Raw genomic sequence first — 24390 nt, 5'->3', positions numbered from 1 at the left:
GACGTTCTCTGCTCTCCGCCATGGGCCTGTTGGCCGCGACGCCTGCCGCCGCGTTGCAACGGCGCAAGCGCGCTGCGGGGCCTGGCGCGACGGTCCTGTCGACTTGGGATTTCGGCGCGGCGGCCAATGCGGCGGCGTTTGCGCGGCTGAGCGCGGGCGGTTCCCTGCTCGACGCGGTGGAGGCCGGCGGCATGGTGCCGGAGGCGGATCCCGCCAATCACTCGGTCGGCTATTCCGGCTATCCCGACCGCGACGGGCATGTGACGCTCGACGCGGTCATCATGGACGATACCGGTCAGGTGGGCGCAGTCGCGGCGCTGGAAGACACGGTGCATGCGGTCTCCGTCGCGCGGCGGGTGATGGAAAAGACGCCGCACACCATGCTGGTGGGAGACGGCGCGACCCGCTTCGCCCGCGACCAGGGCTTTCCACAGCGCGCGCTGCTCACCCCGGAGGCGGAAAAGGCGTGGCGCGACTGGCTGCGCACCGCGAACTACCGGCCGGAGGCGAATGTCGAGAACCGCGTGTCGCGAACGCCTGGCGGCGCGCTGGACCATGACACGATCGGCATCCTGGCGCGCGACGCGGCCGGGCGGCTCGCGGGCGCCTGCACGACCTCCGGCATGGCGTTCAAGATGCGCGGCCGGGTCGGCGATTCGCCACAGGTCGGCTGCGGCCTGTTCGTGGAGCGCGGTGTGGGTGCCGCGACCTCCACCGGCCTGGGCGAAGAGGTGACGCGCGTGGCCGGCACCGCACGCGTGGTCGCCTCCATGCGCGCCGGCCTGTCCCCGCAGGCCGCCTGCGAAGAGGTGGTGCGGCACATCGCCTCCCTGCGCGGCGACGCGATCCGGGGGGTTCAGGTCGGCTTCCTGGCGCTTGGCCCGCAAGGGGAAGTGGGCGCGTTCTGCCTGTTGCCGGGCTTCACCTATGCTGCGACAGACGCCGCCGGCCGCACGGTCGTCCACAAGGCCGGATCGCTGTTCCGGGCCTGAGGTGACACCGACGCCAGCAAAGCCCCCGCGCCGCCTGTTGGAGGTGTGCGTCGATTCGGTCGCGGGGCTCGTCGCGGCCACGCAGGGCGGCGCCGACCGGATCGAGCTGTGCGCCGCGCTGGGCATCGGCGGCCTGACCCCGCCGGAGTCGCTGATCCGCGCCGCCGCGGCGGGGACCCTGCCCGTCCACCTGCTCTGCCGCCCCCGCGAAGGGGACTTCATCGCCTCCACCGCCGAACGGGCGCTGGTCGCCGACGACATCCGCCTCGCGGCCGAGGCGGGTCTGGCCGGCGTGGTGATCGGCGCGAGCGAAGCCGACCGGCGGCTCGATATCGCCACCTTGTCGGCCTGGATCGCGCACGCCCGCGCATTGGGCGCTGGGAGGGGACGGCCGCTGTCGCTGACGCTGCACCGCGCCTTTGACCTGGTGCCCGATCTGTCGGAGGCGCTGGAGCAGGCAGCTGCGCTGGGTTTCGACCGCATCCTGACCTCGGGCGGGGTACCGCGCGCGACGGAGGGACTCGCGAATCTGGCCACCCTGCACCGGCGCGCTGCCGGCCGCATCGTCATCCTGGCCGGCAGCGGCGTCGATGCCGCGACGCTGCCAGCGATCCTGAGCACCGGCGTGCGAGAGGTCCACGCGTCCTGTCGCACCGCCGTCACCATCGACGCGCATGATGCGGAGCGGCGCTTCGGCTTTGTCGGCGCGACACGTGCGGTCACGGATCGCGCGAAAGTGGCCACGCTTGTCACGGGATTGCGCATCGCGCAAACCGATGATACCAATCTATGACGAATAACTTTCGCGGAATGGCAAAAAGCAACGTGCCCGCCTTACCATTTGTTCGATCATCCAACCCGGCGGAGCAGGGTAATGCCGCGCAACGCCCCATCGCACCATGGGCTTACACCAGCGGACATGACCAAATGCGGGCAAAGCCGACCATTGCCGGCGTTTCGATTCCTACACTCCCCTCCCCCGTACCCGATGCGCCGCACTGCTCCGACGCCTTCATGAAAGCCGTATGACCATTCACGCGTTCGCCAACGGGCACATCGTTACTCCCGGCGGCGTCCTGCCGGCCGCATCATTGGATGTGGAGGGCGGGATCATCGTCGCGCTGGACCCGCAGATCCGTGGCGACGCTATCGACCTCGATGGCGGCTGGATCATGCCCGGCTTCGTCGATGTGCAGGTCAATGGCGGCGGCGGCGTGCTGTTCAACGATGCGCCGGACGTGGACGGAATAGCGGCGATCGGTGCCGCGCATCGCCGTTACGGCACCACCGCCTTTCTGCCGACGCTGATCAGCGAGACGCCCGCCATCATCGGCCGCGCGCTGGACGCGGTGGATGATGCCATTGCGGCCGGGGTACCGGGCGTCGTCGGCATCCATGTCGAGGGGCCGTGCATCAACCCGGCGCGCAAGGGCATCCACGATCCCCGCCGCTTTCGCCCGCTCGACGATGCGCTGTTGGACCTGCTTACCAGGCCCCGACGCGGCAAGGTGATGGTGACGCTGGCGCCGGAGATCGTGCCGTCGGACCGCATCGCCGCGCTGGTCGCGGCCGGCGTGATCGTCAGCCTGGGCCATAGCGACGCGACCCTGGACGAGGCGCAGGCCGGGTTCGCCGCGGGCGCGAGCGGGGTGACGCACCTGTTCAACGCCATGTCGCCGCTGCTGCACCGCGCACCGGGACTGGTCGGCGCTGCGCTGGACAATCAGGCCGTATGGTGCGGCATCATCGCCGACGGGTTCCATGTCGATCCCGCGGTACTGCGCGTGGCGCTCCGCAGCCGTCCGCACGATCGCCTCATGCTGATATCCGACGCGATGCCGTCGGTCGGTGCGGCGGAAAAGGACTTCCTGCTGGGCGACGTGCCGATCCATGTCGAGGGTGGCCGCTGCCTGGGGCCGGACGGCACGCTGGCGGGATGCGACATCGACATGGCGGCGGCGCTGCGCGGCGCGGTGTCGATGATGCAGTTGTCGCCACAGGACGCGTCCACCATGGCATCGGCCAACCCAGCCGCGCTTCTGGGTCTGTTGGCGGAGCGTGGTGCACTGGCGGCCAGCTTGAGGGCGGACTGGGTGCAGCTGTCCGCCGACCTGCAACCGGTCGCAACGACCGTCGGCGGGGACCGCGCCGAGCCAGAGCCGTTCTTCGCGCCGGCGCCAGCGGCCCACGTCGCCTGACGTCCCGCGCCGTGCCCGCCCATCCGCAGGATCATCGCATGGCCACCATCACCCTCGCTGCCCCGCTGGACGGGTGGATCACACCGCTGTCGGACGTACCCGACCCGGTGTTCGCGGAACGGATGCTGGGCGACGGCATCGCCGTCGATCCTGTCGGCGACCTGTTGTGCGCCCCCTGCGCGGGCACGGTGCTGAGCGTCCAATCCACCGGACACGCCCTGACCATGACGGCGGAAGGCGGGGCGCAGTTGCTGATCCATCTCGGGCTGGACACGGTGGCGCTGGGCGGGCGCGGCTTCACGGTGCTGGTGCGCGGCGGCGACACGGTGGCGGCGGGCACGCCGTTGATCCGTTTCGACCTGGACCTGCTGGTACGGGAGGCGCGGGCGATGGTGACGCCGATCCTGCTGGTCGGTGACGGCTGGCAGGTCCGCGACCGGGCCGCGCCGGGGCCGATCGCCTCCGGCGCGCCGTTGATGACCCTGGCGCGCGTCGATCCCGCCGCACCGCCACCCAGCGGGACGGACGGCGCGCTGTTCGAACGGACGCTGGTCGTCGCCCTGCCCCACGGCATCCATGCCCGCCCCGCCGCGCGGATAGCCACCCTGGCGCGGCAGCAGCCGGCCGCGGTGACGATCGCCCGGAACGGGGAGCATGCGGATGCGGTCAGCCCGACCGGCCTCATGGCGCTGACCATCGGCCGGGGGGACACGGTGACGCTGTCCGCTCGCGGGGCCGGTGCCGAGCAGTCGGTCGGCGCGCTGATCGCCCTGATCGAGAGCGGCATGAACGAAGCGGAGGCCGCAGCCGCGCAGCCGCCGGTCGTGCAGGCGCCATCGGCAGCGGACAGGCCAGCGGGGGCGCTGACCGGGGTCACGGCGGTACCCGGTCTGGCAGTCGGCATCGCCCATCGGCTGCGCACCGCCGATCTCGACGTGCCGGAACACGGCGTCGGCATCGCGCAGGAGGAGGCGGCGTTCGAGGCGGCGCGGCAGGCGCTGTCCGGCGATCTGACGCTGCGGGAACGCGCGGCGACCGGACCCGCGCGCGCGATCATGGAGGCGCACCGCGCGCTGCTCGACGACCCTGCGCTGCTCGATGCGGTCCGCGCCGGCATCGTGCGCGGCGAGAGTGCCGGCCATGCCCTGCGCGGCGCGATCCGCCCACTGGCCGGCCGGCTGCGCGCCGGCGGCGATGCCCGGCTGGCCGAGCGTGCCGACGACATGCTGGATCTGGAACGGCAGCTGATCGCACGGCTATTCGGCAACACGACCGTCCCATCCAGCTATCCGCCCGGCACCATCCTGCTGGCCGACGACCTGCTGCCGTCCGACCTGATGGCGATCGATGCGAAGGCGCTCGCCGGGCTGGTGGTGGAACGTGGCGGGCCGACGTCACATGTCGCCGTGCTGGCCGCGTCCCTCGGCCTGCCGACGCTGGTCGCAGTGGGGGCGGCGCTGGGTGGCGTGGATGAGGGCAGCCGCGTCGTGCTGGATGCCGGCGCCGGATGGGTACTGGCCGACCCAGACGCGGACCTGCTCGACACCGCGCGCGGACGGGTGGCGGACGAGGCACGGCGGGGGGCGGACATGCTGGCCCGCGCGGGAGAGCGCTGCGTCACCGCGGACGGCACGCGTATCGAGGTGTTCGCCAATCTGGGCTCCGCCGACGATGCGGCGCCTGCGGTGGCGCGCGGCGCGGAAGGATGCGGCCTGCTGCGCACCGAATTCCTGTTCCTCGACCGCGACACGATGCCGACCGTCGCGGAACAGGCGGCGGAGTATCAACGCATCGCCGAGGGGTTGGAGGGGCGACCGCTGATCGTCCGCCTGCTCGATATCGGCGGCGACAAGCCGGCATCGTACCTGCCGATCCTTGCCGAGGAGAACCCGGCGCTGGGCCTGCGCGGCATCCGGGTGAGCCTGGCGTATCCGGCGGTGCTGGAGGACCAGATCCGCGCGATCCTGTCGGTACGCCCGATCGGTCAGTGCCGCATCATGCTGCCGATGGTCGCGGGGCTGGACGAGGTCCGCGCCGTGCGCGCGGTGCTCGACCGGCTGCGCGCGGAATTGTCGATCACCGACCCCGTCGCGCTGGGCATCATGGTCGAAACGCCCGCCGCCGCGGTCACCGCCGACCTGTTCGCGGCTGAGGTCGACTTCCTGTCGATCGGCACCAACGACCTGACCCAATATGTGCTGGCCATGGATCGCGGCAATCCGGCCGTGGCGGGGGGCGTCGATGGCCTGCATCCGGCGGTGTTGCGCCTGATCGGCACGACCTGCGACGGTGGGGCGCGACAGGGGCGCTGGACCGGCGTGTGCGGCGGGCTGGCATCCGATCCGCTGGCGGTGCCGATCCTGATCGGCCTGGGCGTCACCGAATTGTCCGCCGCGCCCGCGGTGGTGCCGGAGATCAAGGCACTGGTGTCCACCCTGTCGATGGCCGCCTGTCGCGATCACGCGACGGCGGCGCTGCGTTGCGATTCCGCCGCCGGCGTCAGAACCCTGGCGCGACGCTTCGCCAAGGAAGGAGCTAAGGCATGAAGGCGATCCTTGGCGCGTTGCAGCCGCTTGGCCGGGCACTGATGCTGCCCATCGCGGTGCTGCCCATCGCGGGCCTGCTGCTGCGGCTGGGCCAGCCGGACCTGCTCAACATCGCCTTTGTCAGCGCGGCGGGGGAAGCGATCTTTTCGCACTTGGGCCTGTTGTTCGCGGTCGGGGTCGCGACCGGTTTCGCCCGCGACGGCAACGGCGCGGCGGCGATGGGGGGCATGGTCTGCTACCTGGTGTCCGGCAACGGCGCACAGGCGCTGATCGACGCGCCGGCATCCGCGCTGAGCGGCGTTCCGGATACGCTGTCCGCGACCGTATCGGCGGCGTGGAAGGCGGCGGCGATCGCGAAGCTGGACGTGCCCGTCGGTATCCTGTCGGGCCTGGCCGGCGGGCTGCTCTACAATCGGTTCAGCGCGGTCAAGCTGCCCGACTACCTCGCCTTTTTCGGCGGACGGCGCAGCGTGCCGATCCTGGCGGGGTTCACCGGCCTGCTGTTCGCGCTGGTGCTGGGCGAGAGCTATGGCGCGATCAGCGGCGGCATGGACGCGCTGTCCGGCGGCGTGGTCGCCGCGGGCGGCTGGGGCTTGTTCGCGTTCGGGCTGCTCAACCGGCTGCTGCTGGTGACCGGGCTCCACCACATCCTGAACAACGTCGCCTATTTCGTGGTCGGCGACTATCATGGAAAGACGGGCGACCTGACCCGTTTCTTCGCGGGCGATCCCAGCGCGGGCGGCTTCATGAGCGGGTTCTTCCCCGTCATGATGTTCGGCCTGCCCGCCGCATGCCTGGCCATGTACCACGAAACCGCGCCGGACCGACGCAAGGCGGTCGGCGGACTGCTGCTCAGCCTCGCGCTGACCTCGTTCCTGACCGGCGTGACGGAACCGATCGAGTTCAGCTTCATGTTCCTGGCGCCAGCGCTGTACGCGATCCACGCGGTGCTGACCGGCTTGGCGGAGGCGGTGATGAACGCGCTGGGCGTGCGGCTCGGCTACGGCTTTTCCGCCGGATTGTTCGACTATGTCCTGAACTTCGGCAAGGCGACGCGGCCGCTGTTGCTGCTGCCGGTGGGGCTGGTCTGGTTCGCGCTGTACTATGGCCTGTTCCGCTTCTTCATCCGCCGCTTCGACCTGCCGACACCGGGGCGTGAAGCGGTGCCGGCGGCCGAGGTTCCGGCGCAGGGATCGGACGCCGGGGGCCGCGGCGGCGCCTTTGCGCGCGCGCTGGGCGGATCGGCGAACCTGCAATCGGTCGACGCGTGCACGACCCGGCTGCGGCTGGTGGTGCGCGATCAGGCGGCGGTGGACGAGGCGGCGCTGAAGGCGCTGGGCGCGCGCGGGCTGATCCGCCCGTCCGACACCGCGTTGCAGGTGGTGCTGGGACCGATGGCCGACATGGTGGCCGACGAGATCCGCGCGGTGGTGGCAGCCGGCGGCGATGTCGCCCAACCGCTCGCGCAGGCGGCGGCAGCGGAGCCGGAATTGCCGCTGGAGCTGACACCTTCGCTGACGGCCGCGCTCGGCGGGATGGACAATGTCCTGGCCGGGTCGCGCCACCACGGTCGCTTGCGGGTGCATCTGAAAAACGCGGACTGGGCGGATGAGGGAGCGTTGAGCGACCTCGGCATCCGCGCGCTCGCGCATCCCGCCAATGGCGTGCTGCACCTGCTGGCGGACGACACCACGCTGGCGACATTGGCTGGCCGCGCGGCGCTGCCCGCCTGACCGGCGGCGGGACACGCCGGTGCACGGTTCACCCGGCGTGCGATCCGTTTTACACCATGCGACCGGGACGGCCGGGGGAGAGGCGATGATGCGGAAATTGGTGACCATCTGGTCCATGGCGATGCCGGCGTTGATGGCGGGCAGTGCTATGGCCGCGCCGCGCACGGTCACCCCGCTGGACGACGGGTGGCAGGCGCGGATCGCGCCGACCGACGCGGGCGCGCTGGCCGAACACCGGCGCGAGGGGCGCTGGTTCACCGCGCGCGTGCCGGGCAGCGTGCAACAGGACCTGATCGCTGCGCACCGGGTCGCCGACCCCTTCGTGCGCACCAACGAGGCGGCGATCCAATGGGTCGGGCGCACCGACTGGCAGTACCGCCGCACGTTGCGGGTCACGCCGGCAATGCTGGCGCGCGATCATCTGGACCTGGTGTTCGACGGGCTCGACACCTTTGCCACCGTCGCGATCAACGGCCGCGAGGTGCTGAAGGCCGACAATGCGCACCGCCGCTGGCGGGTGGCGGCCAAGCCGTTCCTGCATGGCGGCGAGAACAGCGTCACCATCACCTTCGCCGCGCCGATCCGCACCCTTCAGCCCGCCGTGCTGGCGGAGGCGCACTCGCTGCCCGGCGAATATGACTCCGCGTTCGGCGACGAGCCCAAGGGGCGGCAAACGTCCCCCTATATCCGCAAGCCCAAATATCATTACGGATGGGACTGGGGACCGCGCATCCTGAATGTCGGCCCGTGGCGCCCGATCCGGCTGGAGGCGTGGGACGACGCGCGGATCGACACGTTCCGGATCGATCAGGACGCGTTGAGCGATGCGGAGGCGCGGCTGTCCGCCCGGTTCGAGGTCGTGGCGGACCATGCCGGACCCGCGACGCTGCGCGTGGCGGTGACCGGCCCGGACGGCAGGCGGGTGGAAGCCGAAGGGCGCGCGACCCTCGTCCCCGGCCTGAACCACGTCACCGTGCCGTTGACGGTGCCGAACCCGCAGCGTTGGCAGCCGGTCGGGTACGGCGGGCAAGCCTTGTACCGGGCCAGCGCCACGCTGGACCGGAACGGCGCGACGACCGACACGGCGGAACGGCGCATCGGCCTGCGCCAGGTGGAGCTGATCCGCGGGAATGGGGCGTTCGGGTTCCGCGTCAACGGCGTGCCGATCTTTGCCAAGGGCGCGAACCTGATCCCGTTCGACAGCTTTCCCGCGCGGGTGACGCCGGGCGACATGCGCCGGGTGCTGCAGGGCGCGCGCGACGCCAACATGAACACCCTGCGCGTATGGGGCGGCGGCTATTATCTCGACGACGGCTTTTACGACATGGCCGACGAGATGGGCCTGATGATCTGGCAGGACTTCATGTTCGGTGGATCGGTACCCCCTGCCCAGGCCGCCTTTCGGGAGAATGTGCGGATCGAGGCGGAGGAGCAGGTCCAGCGCCTGAACAACCATCCCTCCATCGTCGGCTGGACCGGGGGCAACGAGGTCCTGTCGGGCTGGCAGGACTGGGGCGACCGCCAGGCGTTCAAGAAGGCGATCGGCGCCGACGAACAGGAACGGATCGCGACCGGCATGGCGGTGCTGTTCGGCCAGGTGCTGCGCGACGCGGTGCTGACCCGGTCGCCGGGCACCCCCTATTGGGCGGGATCGCCCTCGAATGACTATGACGGGCCGGCCGACAGGGACGCCGCGGGCGACCGCCATTTCTGGGAAGTCTGGTCGGGGTCGAAACCGGTCGAGACCTATCTCGACAGCTGCCCGCGCTTCATGTCCGAATACGGGTTCCAGGGCGCACCGGGGCTGGCGACCATCCGCGACTTCGCCGGTCCGGGTCCGTTGTCGCCCGACAGCCCGGTGATGAAGGCGCACCAGAAGTTCCTGGCGGGCGAGGGCAATGAGCGCCTGTTGTTCTACATGCGCGCGCGGCTGGGCGAGCCGAAGGATTTCGGCGACTTCGTGTACCTGAGCCAGGTGAATCAGGCACAGGCGATCCGGATGGCCGCGTTGCATCACCGGGCCTGTCGCCCGGTCACGATGGGGTCGCTGTTCTGGCAGATCAACGATGTGTGGCCGGCGATCTCCTGGGCCAGCATCGACCATGACGGGCGGTGGAAGCTGCTCCAGTACGAGGCCCGCCGCTTCTTCGCGCCCCAGGCGATCGTCGCCGAACATCGCGGCGGCGCGACGCGGGTCGTGCTGGTATCGGATGCGACGCAGCCGGTGCCGGCGCGCTGGTCGATCCGCTCGTTCGCGATGGACGGCACGGCGTTGAAGCAGGAGGGGGGCAGCGTCACGCTGGCGCCGCTGTCCGCCACGCCAGCGGCGACACTGACAGACGACGCCCTGTTCGCCGGCTCCGACCCCGCCGCCAGCTATGCCGTGGCGGAGCTGGTCGTCGGCGATACGGTCGCCAGCCGGACGATCGTCGAACGCGGTGTGCCCAAGGACATGCGCTATCCCGACCCGGGCCTGAGCGCGACATGGGCGGGCAATCGGGTAACGGTGACGGCCGCGCGCCTGGCGCGCGCGGTGATGCTCGATTTCGGCGCAACGGCCGCCGATCCGTCGGACAATGGCTTCGACCTGCTGCCGGGCGAAAGCCGCACGGTGACGGTCACCGCCCAGGCGTCCCCCGCCGCATTGGCCCGCGCGCTGACCTTGCGTTCGCTGGGATCGCCGCGATGATCTGAGCGGGCGGCGGCAAAGCGACGACCGGGCGCGCGTCCGGGCTTGCAGCCGCCCGCACCGCCCGGCATCGGTGCGATCACACCGGTTGCCGCGCGAGGACGCTGTTTGCCATGGACCTGCTTCTTGTCGAGGATGACGAGCCGACCGCCCAAACACTGGCGGAGGAACTGCGCGCCCTGGATCACCGCGTGGTGGTCGCGGAGGATGGCGCAGCCGCGCTGGTGGCAGTGGAGCGCGACAGTTTCGACGCGGTGATCCTGGACCGCATGCTGCCGCGCATGGATGGCGCAACGGTGGTCCGCCGGCTGCGCGAGCGTGGCCGGAGCCTGCCGGTGCTGATGCTGTCGGCGCTGGGCCGGTGGGACCAAAAGGTCGACGGGCTCGACGCCGGCGCCGACGATTATGTGACCAAGCCGACCCCGGCGGCGGAGATCGATGCCCGGCTGAAGGCGCTGATCCGCGCACGCGGCTGGACCAGCACGGAGGCGGAGACGATCCGTGCCGGCGACATCGTGATCAGCCCGACCCAGCACCGCGCCTGGCGCGACGGCGTGGCGCTGGACCTCGCGCGGCTGGAATTCCGGCTGTTGCTCGAACTGGCGCGGCAGGCGGGCGGATACCTGACGCGCGCGATGCTGATCGAGCGGGTCTGGGGCTATGACTTCGAACCGACGGCCAACATCGTCGACGCGCAGGTGCTCAGCCTGCGTCGCAAGCTGACCGGCAACGGGGGCGACGATCCGATCGTCACCAAACGGGGTGTCGGATACATGCTGCAGGCGTGACATGCAGTCGCTACGCACGCTGACGGTCGCGTTCCTGGCGTTGTTCGCGCTGGCTACCGGGCTGACCGGCTATGCGACCTACACCACCGCGCGGCGCACCATAGCGATGCTGGTCGACCGGCGCATCGCCGCTGTCGCGGACACGGTGCTGGAGGATGTCGCGCCCGGCGACCGCGCCACGATCCTGGCCCGTATCGACACCCTGTCGCGGCGTCGTGACACCGGCGACATCGGGTTCGAGCTGATCGATCCGCGCGGCACGTGGCTGGGCGGAAACGTCGCACTGCCGCGGCGCCCGCCGGTCGGCCTGTCCACCCTGCACGGCACCGACCGCATCGCCGGCTTGTCAACAGGGCGCGCGCTGGTGCGGGACGCGGGCCACGGCCTGAGGCTGGCGGTGATCGCGGAAACCGAGCCGGTCGAGGGATACGGACCGGTGCGTTTGCGCAACGCAGTGATCGGCTTCGGCGCGATCGCGCTGGTGGTGCTGGGCGGAACGGTGATGTTCGGCCTGCTGATCCGGCGGCGCATCGGCGACATGCGCTCGACGGCGGAGGCGATCGTCGACGGCGACCTTTCGCGCCGCGTGCCGGTTCCCGCGGGCGGCGGCGCATTCGCGGCGCAGGCGGTGGCGTTCAACCATATGCTTGACCGCATCGTCGCGCTGATGACCAGCCTGCGCCATGTCAGCGCCGATGTCGCGCACGACATGCGCACGCCGCTGGCCCGGTTGCGTGCGAAGCTGGAGCGGCTGGCGAACGACGCGACGAGCACCGAACAGGCGGCGGCGCTGGAGGATGCGATCGCGCAATGCGACGCACTGCTGGCGATGTTCGGCGCCGTGCTGCGCATCACGGAGGTGGAAAGCGGCAGCCGCCACGCCGCCTTCGCCACGATCGACATCGTCTCCCTGGCCGCCGATGTGGTCGACAGCCTGTCGCCGCTGGCGACCAAGGCAGGCCAGTACATCGCCATGGATGCGCCGCCGGCTCTGACGGTGACGGGCGATGCCGGATTGCTCGGCCAGGCGCTGATGAACCTGGCGGAAAACGCGCTCAACCACACGCCGGCGGGCGCTCGCGTACGAGTGTCGATCCATGCTACGGGCGAGCGCGCGACGGTGTGCGTCGAGGATGACGGGCTCGGAATCGCACCGGCCGACCGGGCACTGGCACTGCGCCGGTTCGGGCGACTGGATGCCAGCCGGCACCGGCCCGGCCATGGGCTGGGATTGCCGCTGGCCGATGCGATCGCACGGCTGCACGGCGGCGCGCTGGTGCTGGACGATGCGCGGCCGGGCCTGCGCGCATGCTTCACCCTGCCGGTCGCAAATTAGGCGAGGTCAATCCGGGCGATCGACCCCGCCCATGACCGATCACATCCGGATCGACCCTTCCACGCCGAATGTGCGCGGTGCGTTGAAGTTGCCGTAATCGCCCAGGATGTTGTTTATGCTGCTCGCGCCGCTGGTGGTCAGCGCGCCCAGGCTGTTGGACGGATCGCGGCGATAGACGTGCGCCTCGTTGAACAGGTTGCGTGCCCACAGGCTGATCGTCAGCATGCGTCCATCGTTCAGGTCGATATCGGCCAGGGCGACACGCCCGTTGACGATGAACGAGCTGTCGTTCTTGGTCGCATATTGGTCGAACGTCTGCGTCGCCTGCGCATAATTGCCGTCCAGGTGGAAGCGCAGCGAGGCGCCCGCGACCGGCAGGCTGTAGTCGATTGATCCGCTCGCCGCGTTGCGCGGGGTATAGACGATGAAGACGTTCTGCTGGACGTTGGTGAACGGGTTCAGAACGGGCGGAATGCGCGTGTAGGTGTATGCGTACGACCCGGTCAGCGTCAGGCCCTGTACCGGATTGACGGTCAGGTCCGCTTCCACGCCCCTGATCCGCGTCGTGCCCGGCGCGTTGATCGTCTCCAGCGTGTTGCGCGTCGTGCCGTTGCCGAGCGGCGCGACGTTGGAGAAGTCGACCTGGCTGTTCTTGCGGTCCATGATGTAGCCGGCCAGGTTCAGCCGGACGCGGTGATCCAGGAACTCGGTCTTCGCACCCACCTCGTAGGAATTCACCGTTTCCGGCCCGAACGAGCGATAGCTGATCGACCGCGAGCTGGCACCGCCGGCGCGGTAGCCGGAGGCGTATTTGGCGTACAGGTGCACGTCGGCGCTGGCGTCGAACGCGACGGTCGCCATCGGGTCGAACCGGTCGTTCTTTTCGGAGAAGGTGCACAGCGGCGCCGGGTTCTGGGCCACCGGGCAGCGCGACGGCGCGTTGTTGACGATGAACAGCGTGCCGCTCTTGTCGTCATGCGTATAGCGCCCGCCCGCCGTCAGGTGCAGCGCGTCGAACCCGTCGGGCGTGAAGGTCAGCTGGCCGTAGGCCGCGTAGCTTTTCGACTTGGCACGGCTGGCGCGGTCGATGGAGCGGAAGCCGGGCTGCGAGCCGAAGCCGTTGGAGCCGCGCAGCGGATCGACGATGGTATAGGCCGTCCCGTTCGCGTTCCACTGGTTGGACGAGGGCGTCGCCGCATCGTCGTTCGCGGTTTCGGTGAAATAATACAGGCCGGCCGCGTAATCGATCTGCGGCAGGCTGCCGACCGCCTGGAATTCCTGGCTGAACTGATGCTGGTACAGGTCGGCGAGGCTGTAGCGGCTGAACAGGCCGTTCGGCGCATAAACGGGGACGCGGTGGGCGCCGCCGGAATTGTCCCACTGGGTGGAGCTGACGGTGCGGTATGCGGTGATCGAGCGCAGCTCGATCCAGTCGGCCGGATTGTACGTCAGGTGCAGCGAGGTACCGTGCGTCTTGTCGATGCTGGGGTTCTGCGGCACGCCGATGTCGGCGGTCTTCATGCGGTCGTCGCCATTGACCTGCACGATTCCGGGCAGCGGCTTCACCGTGCCGGTGAAGCTGGTCGGGCTGGTGCCCGGCAGGACGCAGCCCGCGGACGCGGACGCGGCACCCGCAACACAGCCGTTCGGGTTGTAGTTCAACAGCTGGCTGTAGAAGGGCGAGTTGGCGTCATAGCCGAAGTCGAAGGCGTAATCGGCCTTGAAGTCGTCACGCGGTGCCCAGCGCACGGCCACGCGGCCGCCGCGCCGGTCGAAGTAATTCCACCCCTTTTGCCCGGCCAGCGGGTTCTTGGTGGTCGGATCCTGATATTGCACGACGCCGTCGAACTTCAGGCTGATGTTGTTCACTTCGGGCAGGTCGATGTGCAGGTCGGCGTTGTAGCCGCCATAGTTCGCCACGCCGGCGGTCGCGCGCAGGTCGAACTTGCCCGACGGCGCCTTGGTGACGATGCTCAGCGCGCCGCCTTCGGTGTTGCGGCCGAACAGCGTGCCCTGCGGCCCCTTCAGCACCTCGATCCGGTCGACGTCGAACAAGGCGGCGTTCAGGCCGTGCTGGCGGCCCAGATAGACGCCGTCGATATAGATGCCGACGCCCTGTTCGCGGGCCGGCTGGTTCGCGTCCAGCGGCACGATGCCGCGGATGCCGACGGTCAGCGCGGTCTGGCGCGCCTCGAACGTCGCGACGCGCAGCGAGGGCACCGCGCCGTCGGCCAGGTCGAGCAGGCTCTGAACGTGACGCTCGCGGATGGTTTCCGCGCCCAGCACGTTGATCGCGATCGGCGTCTTTTGCAGGTTAGTTTCGCGACGGGTCGCGGTCACGACCACGTCGTTCAACCCGCTTTCCGCCTGCGCCTGCTGATCGGCCGTGGGATCCTTGGGATCGCTCGCAGCGGCGGGGTCGGCGGTCGTCGCGGCGGCATTGACGGCGGGCGCGTTTGCAGCGGCGGGCGATCCATTCGCGGGAGCGGCGGCGGCAACCCCCGGCGCGATCAGCACGGCCGCGCCGGCAAGCAGCCGCAGTCTGGCGCGCGAAAGTCGAAGCATGGTGTGTGTTCCCCTTAACGGACCTCTTGGTCGCAAGGGCGGCGCTACGGATGTTCGGCGGCGGAGCGGTGACTCTTTGGTGACGGCATGCGCAACCGCGTCTTCATTCTGTCATCATTTTCATGGGGCGAGGCACCGGTGACAGGGCCGTCGGTCACCGGATCGTGAAGCGTGCCTGATCCACCAAGCGGCCGGCGACATCCACCAGGCGCAATCGGTGCACGCCGGGCGCCGGCATCACCTGTGGCCGGGCCGTTGCAGGCCCCAGGTCGCGGTCGTCGAGCAGCAGGCGATACGCCTCGACGCTGCCGGTGACCGCGACGGCGAAGCGCTGGCGATCCGGCGGGATATCCGGGTCGATGGCATAGACGGTGCCGGCGACCGGGTTGACGATGCGGGGACGGCGCGACTCGCCGGGGGCGGCGGCGATCAGCGCCTGGCCGGTGCCGCGCAGGAAATATTCGCGGCGCGGTTGTTCCAGATGGTCGGCAAAGGCGATGCGCCGCACCTCCACGCCCAGCGGGGGCGGCGGGGCATGGCCGCCACCGCGTGCCGCCAGCGCCAGCATCAGGTCGCGCCACACGGGCGCCGCGCCGCTGGTGCCGGACACCGCCCGCATCGGATCGCCCTCCAGATTGCCGACCCATACCGCCACGGTGAAACGGTCGGAGAAGCCGACGCACCAATTGTCTCGCATCGCCTTGGACGTGCCGGTCTTCACCGCCGCCCAGAACGGCAGGCGCAGCGCGGAGTCGAGGCCGAAGGTCGCGGCGCGCGCATTGGGGTCCGCCAGCATGTCGGCCACGATCCACGCGGCGGCCGGCGTCGTCACCGCACGGGGCGGCGCAACTTGCGCATCCGGAGTCAGGCGCACGGGCGACCAGCGCCCGCCGTTCGCCAGACTGCGATACGCGTCCGCCTGTTCGAGCAGCGTCACCTCCGCCGATCCCAATGCCAGGGAGAAGCCGTAATATTGCCCGTCCTCGACCAGCCCGCGATAGCCGGTGTCCCACAACCGGTCGCGGAACGGGTCCACCCCCACCAGCAGCAGCGTGCGCACCGCCGGCACGTTCAACGACCCGGCCAGGGCCGTGCGCGCGGACACCGGCCCCTTGAACCCGTGGTCGTAATTCTGCGGCACGTACAGGCCCGACGCCGTGTCGAGTTGCACCGGCGAATCGTCCAGGATCGACGCCGCGGTCAGGTAGCCGCGCTCGATCGCCTGGGCATACAGGAACGGCTTCAGCGTCGATCCCGCCTGTCGATAGCTGTTCGCCCCGTCCACGGCCGGAGCCGTCGACGCGCCGCCGATCCCGCCGACATAGGCGAGCACGTCACCGCTGGCATTGTCGACCACCACCACGGCGCCATCGCGCGCTCGGCTGCCGCCCAGCCCCTGCAACTGGCGGCGCAGCGCCGCGATCGCCATGCGCTGAATGCCGGCGTCCAACGTCGTGGTGACGCGCATCCCGGCACGCGTCAGCAACCGGTCCGACAGATGCGGAGCCAAGCCGGGGTCCAGCGCCAGACTGCGCGCAGGCCCCAGCATCGACGCGGCCTGTGCCTGGAACGCGGCACAGCTCGCCGCATGGGCGATGCGGCAGGCGCGCGAGGCCAGCCGTGCCGCGCTCGCCTGCGGATCGGGCAACAGCGCCGCGAGCAGCACGGCGTCGTCATGCGCCAGCGCCGCCGGCGTCTTGCCGAAGAACGCCATCGCCGCCGCGCCGATCCCCTGCGCCTCGCCACGAAAGGGCGCGAGGTTCAGATACGCCTCCAGGATCTGGTCCTTGCTCCACCGCGCCTCCAGCGCACGCGCGGCACGCAGCTGGCGCGCCTTGTCCAGCCAGCCGCGTGCACCCGGCCGCGCGAGGTCGGGCGACAGGAAGCCGGCCACCTGCATGGAAAGCGTGCTGGCCCCGCGCGTGCGCTGTCCCGACAGCCTGCGTTCGATCGATCCGGCCAGCGCCAGCCAATCGACACCACCGTGATCGGCGAAACGGTGATCCTCCGCCGCGACCACCGTGCGGGGCACGACCGGCGCAATCCGGTCCAGCGACACCCAGCCCAGCCGACGGGTCGCGAAATCGACCCGCGTGCTGTCGATGAGCACCCCGTGGCGATCGTACAGCCACGCCTCCGACGGGCGGAAAGCGCTGCGCGCCTGCGCATAGCCGGGCAGCGCGGGCGGATAGGTCAGATAATCGATCGCCACCAGCAGCAGGACGATCCCTGCCACCGCGGCCAGGCGCAGCCTCACCGCACGCCCACCACGACCGGCTGGTTGGGCACGGCGGCGCGGATGCTGGGCGAATACATCGCCTCCACCCGGCTGGGCGGCAGGCCGAAGCGGCCGGCGCCGTTCAGGCGCAGCGTGTACGACACGACGAAGCGGCCCCGCGGCACCCAGGCGAAATAGCCGCGCCACGCATCGCGGCCACGCTCCACATAAGAGGGCTGCACACCCTCCCCATCGCCCCCGGCCTGGAGCATCGCCGATTGTCCGCCCAGATCGCCGACGATCGTCGCGCCGGCGGGGACCGGATCGCTGACCACGACCCAGTTCCGCTCCGCACTGGCGTCCACGGCGATCGTCACGCGCACCACGTCGCCGCGCGTCAGCCGGCCGGGGTTGCGCGCCTGCACCACCGACACCTGTCGCGTCATGCGATATCCCGCCGCCAGCGGCCTGCTCAGCGGTACGGCGGCGGATACCGACACGCTGGCCCATGGCCCCGCACCGCCCGCCTGCGACAGGTTCAGCGGCGCAGGGCTCGCGGCCAGCGGAAAGGACAGGGTGCGCGCCTCACCCGCCAACGGCCAGCCCCGCGCCACCTGACGCCCGCCATAGGACAGGGTCGTCGTGCCGGTCACCGCCTCCGCCGGATACAGGGTCGCGAACCGGCGCGCGGCCAGCGTGCCCCAGGCATTGGCAGTGGTCGTGTCCCAATGCCCGCGCATCTGGCGAAGCGACGCGCCGACCATCATGCGCGGGCCATCCTCCTGCCAGCCGGGGCGGCCCAGCGTGGCCAGCGTCGCCTTGATCGCCGCCTCGTCGCCCGACGACATCAGCCACCACGCCGCCGACGACTGGTCCGACAGGTCGAGACGCGTCCCTTCATAGACCAGCCGGGTCCTCAGCACGCGCTCTCCCTCCGCGCGCAGTGCGGCGCCGTTGGCCAGGCCGGGTATGCGGTCGATCGCGGCCAGATAATCGGCCAGCGTTCCGCTCGGCATGTCCGCCGGCGGCATGCCGATCTGTCCCAGCATCGCCGGGGTCGCCGCGCCGGCACGGGCCAGCGCCGCCAGCGCCGCGACCCGCTGCAACCGCACGTCGCCATATTCTTCGCGGCGCAACCTGCCGTCGAGGACGGCCTTCATCGCCTCGACCATCCGGGTCCGGGCAGCATCCGGGATCGCCAGCCCCGCCTCTCCCGTGATCGACAGGACATAAGCGGTCAGCGCCTCCGACCCGTTCAGCGAGTCACCGGGGAAATAGCGCAACAGCCCGTCCGGCGCCTGATAGGTCGGGATCTCCCCCGCCAGCCGCGTCCAGCCCGCCGCGTCGCCCAGCACGATGATGCGCGACAGGCGCTGCTCGAAACAATTGTAGGGGTATGCGCTCATATACTCGCGCACGCCCTTCAGCGGCGGCGCCAGGCTGTCGTCCAGGCGGATGTCGACGCTGCCCCGTCCCGCGATCGCACCGGCGGGCGGGGTGATCGGGATCATCGTGCCGGCATTGACCCGCGCCAGCGTCGCCGCCCAGACCTCCACCGGGATCGCCGGCACCACGTCCTGGGTCACCGTCACCTGATCGGTCGCGCGGCCGTCCGTGGACCGTGCCCGCACCTGCCAGCGCAGGGTGTCGACACCGGCGGGGGCGGTGAGGTTCCAGGCCAGCGGCGCCGCGCCCCCGGCCGGGATCGTCACGGTCAGCGGCCGGCCGGTCGCGACGCGGGGGAACACGTCGACGTTCGCGGTGACGGTCATCGGCCGGTCCGACCCGTTGCGCAGCGTGAAGCCAGCAGCATAGACGTCGCCGGTACGCACCAGCGGCGGCAAACCGGCATAGATCGACAGGTCCTGCGCGGTGCGGATGTCCGCGCTACCCGTGCCGAACAGTTGCGCACCATCGGTCGCGATCGCCACCAGCTTGAACGCGGACAAGGCGTCCGACAACGGCACCGCCACGCGCGCCTGTCCCTGCGCATCCAGCGCCACACGCCCGCGCCACAACAACACCGGCTGGAAATTCTCTCGGTTCAGGCCCGACGCGTCACCGCCGCCGCCGCCCGCCTCCACCGCCTTGCGCCCGTAATGCCGCTTGCCGACGACCTGCATCTGCGCGGTCGAGGTCAAGACCGACAGGGCTCGTTCTCCCATCTCCGCGGTCAGCACATCCCAGCTGTCGTTGGGTGCCAGTTGCAGCAGCGCTTGGTCCACCGCGACGAACGCCACGTCGGCGGTACGCGCGGGCCGGCCCTGCGGCGTGCGGACGCGCACGGAGACTTGGGCGGTGTCACGTGGCGCATAGCGTTCGCGATCCGCCTTCACATCCACCTGCAGCCGGTGCGCCTCCCACCCGACCTTCACCTTGGCGATGCCGATGCGATAGGCGGGCTTGGCCAGATCGACCAGCGCGGTCGGCTCGGGCGCCTCGTCCGGGGTGCTCGACAGGCCCAATGTGCGGGCGATGCCGTGCAGCCAGCTCCAGAAGCCACTGGTGGTGCGTCCGCGCACCGCCATCACCGACACGAAGACATCGGGCGCATAGGCGCCGTCCATCGGCACCGACACCACCGGGTCGCGGCCCGACAGATGCGTGACGAAGCTGGACAGAATGCCCTCCCGCTCCACGGTCACCAGCGCGGTGGCCTCGCGGAACGGCATCCGCACCTGGAAACGGGCAGTGTCGCCCGACTTGTACGCCTGTTGCTCGGGCACCAGGTCCATGCGGTCGCCATTGTCGCCGCCGAACCACCAGTCGTCATCGCCCGCCAGCCACACGCTGCGCGTCGCGCGCGATACATGGCCGTCGCCATCGACGGTCGTGGCCACGGCATAGACCTCCCCCGACACGCCCGGATCGACCTGGCACTGGGCCAGGCCCTGCGCGTCGGTGGCGGCGGTGCAATCCGCGTCGATCTTCGTCGTGCGCATCTGGTTGTCGTAGGCGTAGAAACCGCCGATCAGCCGCCGCCGTGCGGTCAGCACCTCGCGGCTGTACAGCGCCAGCGACACCTTTTGCCCCTTGATCGGCTTGCCCGCCGTGTCCAGCGCGACGAACCGCATGCGCAGGTCGTGCTGCTTCATCAGCCAGCCATCGGTCCTGATGCCCAGCTGCACCGCGGAGGCAAAGATCGGGATCGTCCGCGACGCGGTCAGCACCTCGCCGTTCGCATCCTGATAATCCATCTCCACCTGCATGTCGGCATTGCCGTCCAGCCCCTGCGGCACGGTGATGGTCTGGCGCGCGGTGCCGTCGCCGTTGAGGCGCGCGGGCAGGGTCTGGGTCGGTGGCAGCTCGGTCTTGTCCTCCTCGCCGTCGCCGTCCAGCGGCTTCACCCCCTCGCTGACCGCGCGTCCGCCAAAGGTGTAGCCGTCATACCCCTCCGGCGTCGCGCCGTGCGCGAACCAGCCGACGCGCAGGTCCACGGGCAGGTTGGACGCGCCTCCGCCCGACAGATAGCCGACGAACAGGTCGAGCGGCAGCGTCGCGGGACGGATCGCCGCCCCCTTCGGCCCGGTCACCGTCGCGCGCATCGTGGGCAGCTTGTATTCGTCCACCTTGAACGACTGCCCCACCTCGAACGAGCGCCCTTCCGCGACGATCGACAGGTCGTAATCACCCATTGGGGCACCCTGCGGTGCGGTCCAGGCCGTCTCACCCAGCCCGTTGGCGTCGATCGACAGCGGCAGCTCGAACACCGTGTCCGACCCGCGATGCGACAGCCTCAGCGTGCCGGACACGCCGGGCGCCAGCGCGAAGCCGTTGCCGATCGGCTGCCGCAAGATGTGCTTCATGTGGATCGTCTCGCCCTGGCGGACCAGCGCGCGGTCGAACACGGTGTGCACCGTCTCCCCCCGCGCCGAATAACCATAAGGCAGGTCGAAGTCGTAGGGGCGGATCCCCTCCCCCCAATCGGTCAGGGTGAAGCTGAAATCGTCGCCGCGCCGGGCGGACACCATCAGCGGGTGCGATCCGCCATCGCTCTCGCATCCGCCATAGGTTTCCGGTTCGGGCAAGCCGGCGGGCACGTTCAGCCCGCCGCTGCGATCCGTGACCCCGCGCGCCAGCAGCCTGCCCGAACAGCTGTCGGTCACGCGAACCTCCGCATTGGCGGCGGGTTTTCCGTCCGACAGCTGCGTCACCCAGACCAGGCTGCGCTCCCGCCCCCATTTGAAATGGACGGCCATGTCGGTGACCAGCGCGGCCGTCGCGACATAGCGCGACACGTCCCGGCCGAGCAGCGCGCGGCCCAGCACCGGGCTGGCCAGTTCGACGACGTAGAAACCGGGCTTGGCCAGCGGAATGCCGACCACCTCGAAATCCTTGCCCTTGCCCGGCAGCGCGACGTTCAGCGCGGACCCGGCACCGGCGGCAAGGACCGGCGCCTCGCCGGTATGGTTGATGCGGATCGTGTCCTTGCCGCGCTCGATCTCCTCGACCTTTGTCTCGCCGGCGCTGGCCACGGTGCGCAGCCACTTCGCGACCTCCCCATCGCCGCCATCGACGCGCATGGTCTGGCCGTTCACGCCCAACTGCCGGCCCTGCAAGGCGGGCTCCACGTTGCGGACCGTGACGGGCAGCACGCCGCCCTGCTTCGCTTCCAGGATGCCGAACCCGGCGGCGAACTTGACCAAAGGCGGTGCCACGTCGAAGCGGATATCGAGGGGGAAGCGCTCCGCGTTGGCAAGTGGGCGGCCGCTTTCGTCCTTGATCCCCGCGGGCAGCACCAGCCGTGCCGCCGTGCCGACCGGCAGCGGGCTCTTGAACAGGATGTCCGCGATCGTCGCCCGCTTCTTGTCGTCGTCGTCGAACTTGGGGGCGATCGACGTCCCGTCCTCCGTCTCGATGCGGATCGCGGCCGCCTGGCTCATCGGCACGGGCGCGGTGAAGCGGACATAGGCCGCCTCCACCGGGCTGCACCCCGCCTGTGGGTTGACGCGCGAACATTCGAAACGCGCGGTGAAGGGCTTGCGCACGGTGTAGTCGAAACGCTGGTCGGCGCCCGCCACCTTGCCGCCCGCCCCGGCGATCCCCGCGCCCCAGACCAGCGCCATGTCGCGGCCCGGCGGCAGCGGGCGGCGGCATTTCAGCGCGGTCACGCCCGCCAGCATGCGACGCCGGTCGCCTTCGGCGGCGGAAATGGTGGTCGGCAACCCCGCCGTTTCCAGGAAGTTGCTGACCTCCCAGCGTTTATCGCCCATCTCACCGAGCAGTTTCGCCGGCAGGTCGGGTGCCAGCACGTCCACCGCGATCCGCTCTCCGATCCCGTCCACCGCGCAATAGGCGTTCGCCGCGATCGAGGCGGGCGTCGCCGGCATGTTCGACGCGACAAGGAAGACCTGATCCTCCTCCACCTCGCCACCGCCGGGCATTACGGCGCGCGCGACCGGGCCGCCGGCGTCGACCTTGAAACTCTGCTGCCCGCCCAGCGCATAGCCGCTGACGCTCTTCAGCCCCTCGCGGGTCTTCATCTCGCACGCGGTGCCGCCGGGCAGCGGCGTCGCGAATTCCCAGACATAGGTCTGCTGGTCGACCCAGCGTCCCTCGCCGGCGACCGGGCATTCGACGCTGAGCGGTCCTTGCGCGCGCGGATCGCCCAGCGCGACCATCGGCTGGCTGAACCGGATCGTGAAGCGTTCGATCGCGCCCCCGCCGATGCCGGGCGATGCGAACAGGACCTGAGGGCTGTTGTCGCCCGAAGCGGCCAGCGGCGCCATCGCCAGTGCCACCAGCGCCAGTCGAACCAGAAGCTTCATGCACGGACCCCCTTGGCCCCGAAGGCTAGCCCCGTGCCCGAACAAGTCCAGAGGGTGCCTCGATGATCCCGGTGGCGGCAATGCGCCGCACCCGCCTTTCACAAAAGGCGCGGGCGGTGGGCGCGCGGCGTTGACGCCCCGCCAGCTTCGGCTAAGTCTTACAAATCGGAACAGAACGACATTCAAAGGGGAGGACCGGCATGCCGGCAGTACCGACCGCGGCCGACATGACGCCCGCGCCACGGCCGCAAGGGGGAACAGGATACCGATCGGCGCTGCAACTGCTCGCCAGCCTGTTTTTCATGTGGGGCTTCATCACCGTCATCAACGGCACGCTGCTGCCCCACCTGCGCAGCGTGTTCGAGCTGAGCTATTTCCAGGCCGCGCTGATCGAGAGCGTCTGGTTCATCGCGTATTTCTTCGCCTCCATCCCCTCGGCCAAGCTGATCGAGCGGATCGGCTATCAACGGTCGCTCGTCACCGGCCTGCTGATCATGGCGGCGGGCGCGCTGGGCATGACGCTGGCCGCCAGCATACCGTCGTACGGCGTCACGCTGGCCATGCTGTTCGTGATCGCCAGCGGTATCACGCTGCTCCAGGTCGCGGCCAATCCCTATGTAGCGGTCGTCGGCCCGCCGGAGACCGCCTCGTCGCGGCTCAACCTGGTACAGGCGATGAACTCGGCCGGCACGATGCTCGCCCCCCTGTTCGGCGCCTATCTGATCCTTGGCCGGTCGAAGGGCGGCACGGCCGGCAACGACGTGGTGCTGACCCCGGCGGAGCGGCTGGCGGACGCGCATTCGGTGGTGCTGCCCTATCTGCTGGTCGCGGGCGTGCTGGTCGTGCTGGCGGTGGTGATCGCGCGTTTTCCGCTGCCCGCCATGGGCCAGGCGACCAGCCGCGTCGCCAAGGAGGAACGCCGCAACCATTCGCTGTGGCGGCACCGCAACCTGGTGTTCGGCATCCCCGCGATCTTCATCTACCTGATCGCGGAGATCGGCGTCGGCAATCTGTTCGTGAACTTCATCAGCCGCCCCGACATCGGCAACATGACCACGGAGGCCGCCGGCCGCTATCTGACCCTGTTGTGGGGCGGCATGATGGTCGGCCGCTTCGTCGGGTCCGCGCTGATGCAGCGGGTGCGTGCGGAAACCGTGCTGGCCGCGTTCTCGATCGGTGCGTTCGTGGTCATGACGATCACCGTGTTCGCGCACGGCCCGGTCGCGATGTGGTCGCTGATCCTGGTCGGCCTGTTCCACTCGATCATGTTCCCGACAATCTTCACACTGGGCATCCGCGGCCTGGGTCCGTTGACCGAAGAAGGCTCGGGGCTGCTCATCATGGCGATCGCGGGCGGTGCCCTGGTCGCGGTGCAGGGCAAGCTGGCCGACGCGTACGGCCTGCAGACGTCGTTCCTGCTGACCGCGGCGTGCGAACTCTACGTCTTGTTCTACGCGCTGTGGGGGGCCAAACCGGTCGTGACAGGCGGTGAGCCGGTGACACCGGAACGGACCACCGACGTTTTCTCCTGACGCACAGCGCATATTTTCCAAGGAC

Annotated in this window: 12 protein-coding genes; 9 read left to right on the top strand and 3 right to left on the bottom strand. The window is 70.1% G+C overall.

From position 1 onward, the window contains the following. The first annotated feature begins 20 nt into the window (after nucleotides 1-20). From BMX37_RS08830 to BMX37_RS08795, 8 genes are all read left to right on the top strand, one after another. Nucleotides 21-992 carry a glycosylasparaginase gene (locus tag BMX37_RS08830; RefSeq protein WP_093665345.1) on the top strand — a complete coding sequence of 324 codons (972 nt, stop codon included), beginning with the start codon at nucleotides 21-23 and terminating at the stop codon, nucleotides 990-992. 1 nt (nucleotide 993) lies between these two features. Further along, nucleotides 994-1785, top strand: a complete 792-nt coding sequence (locus BMX37_RS08825; RefSeq protein WP_244501468.1) for a copper homeostasis protein CutC — start codon at nucleotides 994-996, stop codon at nucleotides 1783-1785. A 232-nt stretch (nucleotides 1786-2017) separates the two neighbouring features. Further along, nucleotides 2018-3190 (top strand): N-acetylglucosamine-6-phosphate deacetylase, encoded by a 1173-nt coding sequence (gene nagA / locus BMX37_RS08820; protein ID WP_093665343.1) that lies wholly within the window; start codon nucleotides 2018-2020, stop codon nucleotides 3188-3190. Between the two features lie 38 nt (nucleotides 3191-3228). After that, nucleotides 3229-5736 carry a phosphoenolpyruvate--protein phosphotransferase gene (gene ptsP / locus BMX37_RS08815; protein ID WP_093665342.1) on the top strand — a complete coding sequence of 836 codons (2508 nt, stop codon included), beginning with the start codon at nucleotides 3229-3231 and terminating at the stop codon, nucleotides 5734-5736. Then, on the top strand, nucleotides 5733-7469 hold the full coding sequence (gene nagE / locus BMX37_RS08810) for an N-acetylglucosamine-specific PTS transporter subunit IIBC (RefSeq protein ID WP_093665341.1): 1737 nt from the start codon (nucleotides 5733-5735) through the stop codon (nucleotides 7467-7469). Before ptsP ends, nagE begins: the two co-directional genes overlap by 4 nt. A gap of 85 nt (nucleotides 7470-7554) precedes the next feature. Further along, a complete protein-coding gene (locus BMX37_RS08805) occupies nucleotides 7555-10158 on the top strand; it encodes a beta-mannosidase (RefSeq protein WP_093665340.1) in 2604 nt (867 codons plus the stop codon). A 113-nt stretch (nucleotides 10159-10271) separates the two neighbouring features. Continuing rightward, nucleotides 10272-10946 (top strand): response regulator transcription factor, encoded by a 675-nt coding sequence (locus tag BMX37_RS08800; protein ID WP_093665339.1) that lies wholly within the window; start codon nucleotides 10272-10274, stop codon nucleotides 10944-10946. Between the two features lies 1 nt (nucleotide 10947). Then, entirely contained in the window at nucleotides 10948-12282 is a 1335-nt protein-coding gene (locus BMX37_RS08795) for a sensor histidine kinase (RefSeq protein WP_093665338.1), read from the top strand. A 39-nt stretch (nucleotides 12283-12321) separates the two neighbouring features. Here the strand turns inward: BMX37_RS08795 and BMX37_RS08790 are convergent, their stop codons facing one another. From BMX37_RS08790 to BMX37_RS08780, 3 genes are all read right to left on the bottom strand, one after another. Then, nucleotides 12322-14847, bottom strand: a complete 2526-nt coding sequence (locus tag BMX37_RS08790) for a TonB-dependent receptor (protein ID WP_093665337.1) — start codon at nucleotides 14845-14847, stop codon at nucleotides 12322-12324. 154 nt (nucleotides 14848-15001) lie between these two features. Further along, a complete protein-coding gene (gene pbpC, locus BMX37_RS08785; RefSeq protein WP_170841879.1) occupies nucleotides 15002-17104 on the bottom strand; it encodes a penicillin-binding protein 1C in 2103 nt (700 codons plus the stop codon). Further along, a complete protein-coding gene (locus BMX37_RS08780) occupies nucleotides 17101-22833 on the bottom strand; it encodes an alpha-2-macroglobulin family protein (protein WP_093665335.1) in 5733 nt (1910 codons plus the stop codon). Before BMX37_RS08780 ends, pbpC begins: the two co-directional genes overlap by 4 nt. 200 nt (nucleotides 22834-23033) lie before the next feature. Between BMX37_RS08780 and BMX37_RS08775 the strand changes: the two genes are divergently transcribed. Continuing rightward, nucleotides 23034-24365: a sugar MFS transporter gene (locus BMX37_RS08775; RefSeq protein ID WP_425288447.1), complete on the top strand. Its 1332-nt coding sequence runs from the start codon at nucleotides 23034-23036 to the stop codon at nucleotides 24363-24365. Nucleotides 24366-24390: the final 25 nt, after the last annotated feature.

This window comes from Sphingomonas gellani, from assembly GCF_900110035.1.
Classification (GTDB): domain Bacteria; phylum Pseudomonadota; class Alphaproteobacteria; order Sphingomonadales; family Sphingomonadaceae; genus Sphingomonas; species Sphingomonas gellani.
Note: the sequence above shows the minus strand (reverse complement) of the source record. Positions and strands in the feature narration are given on the sequence as shown.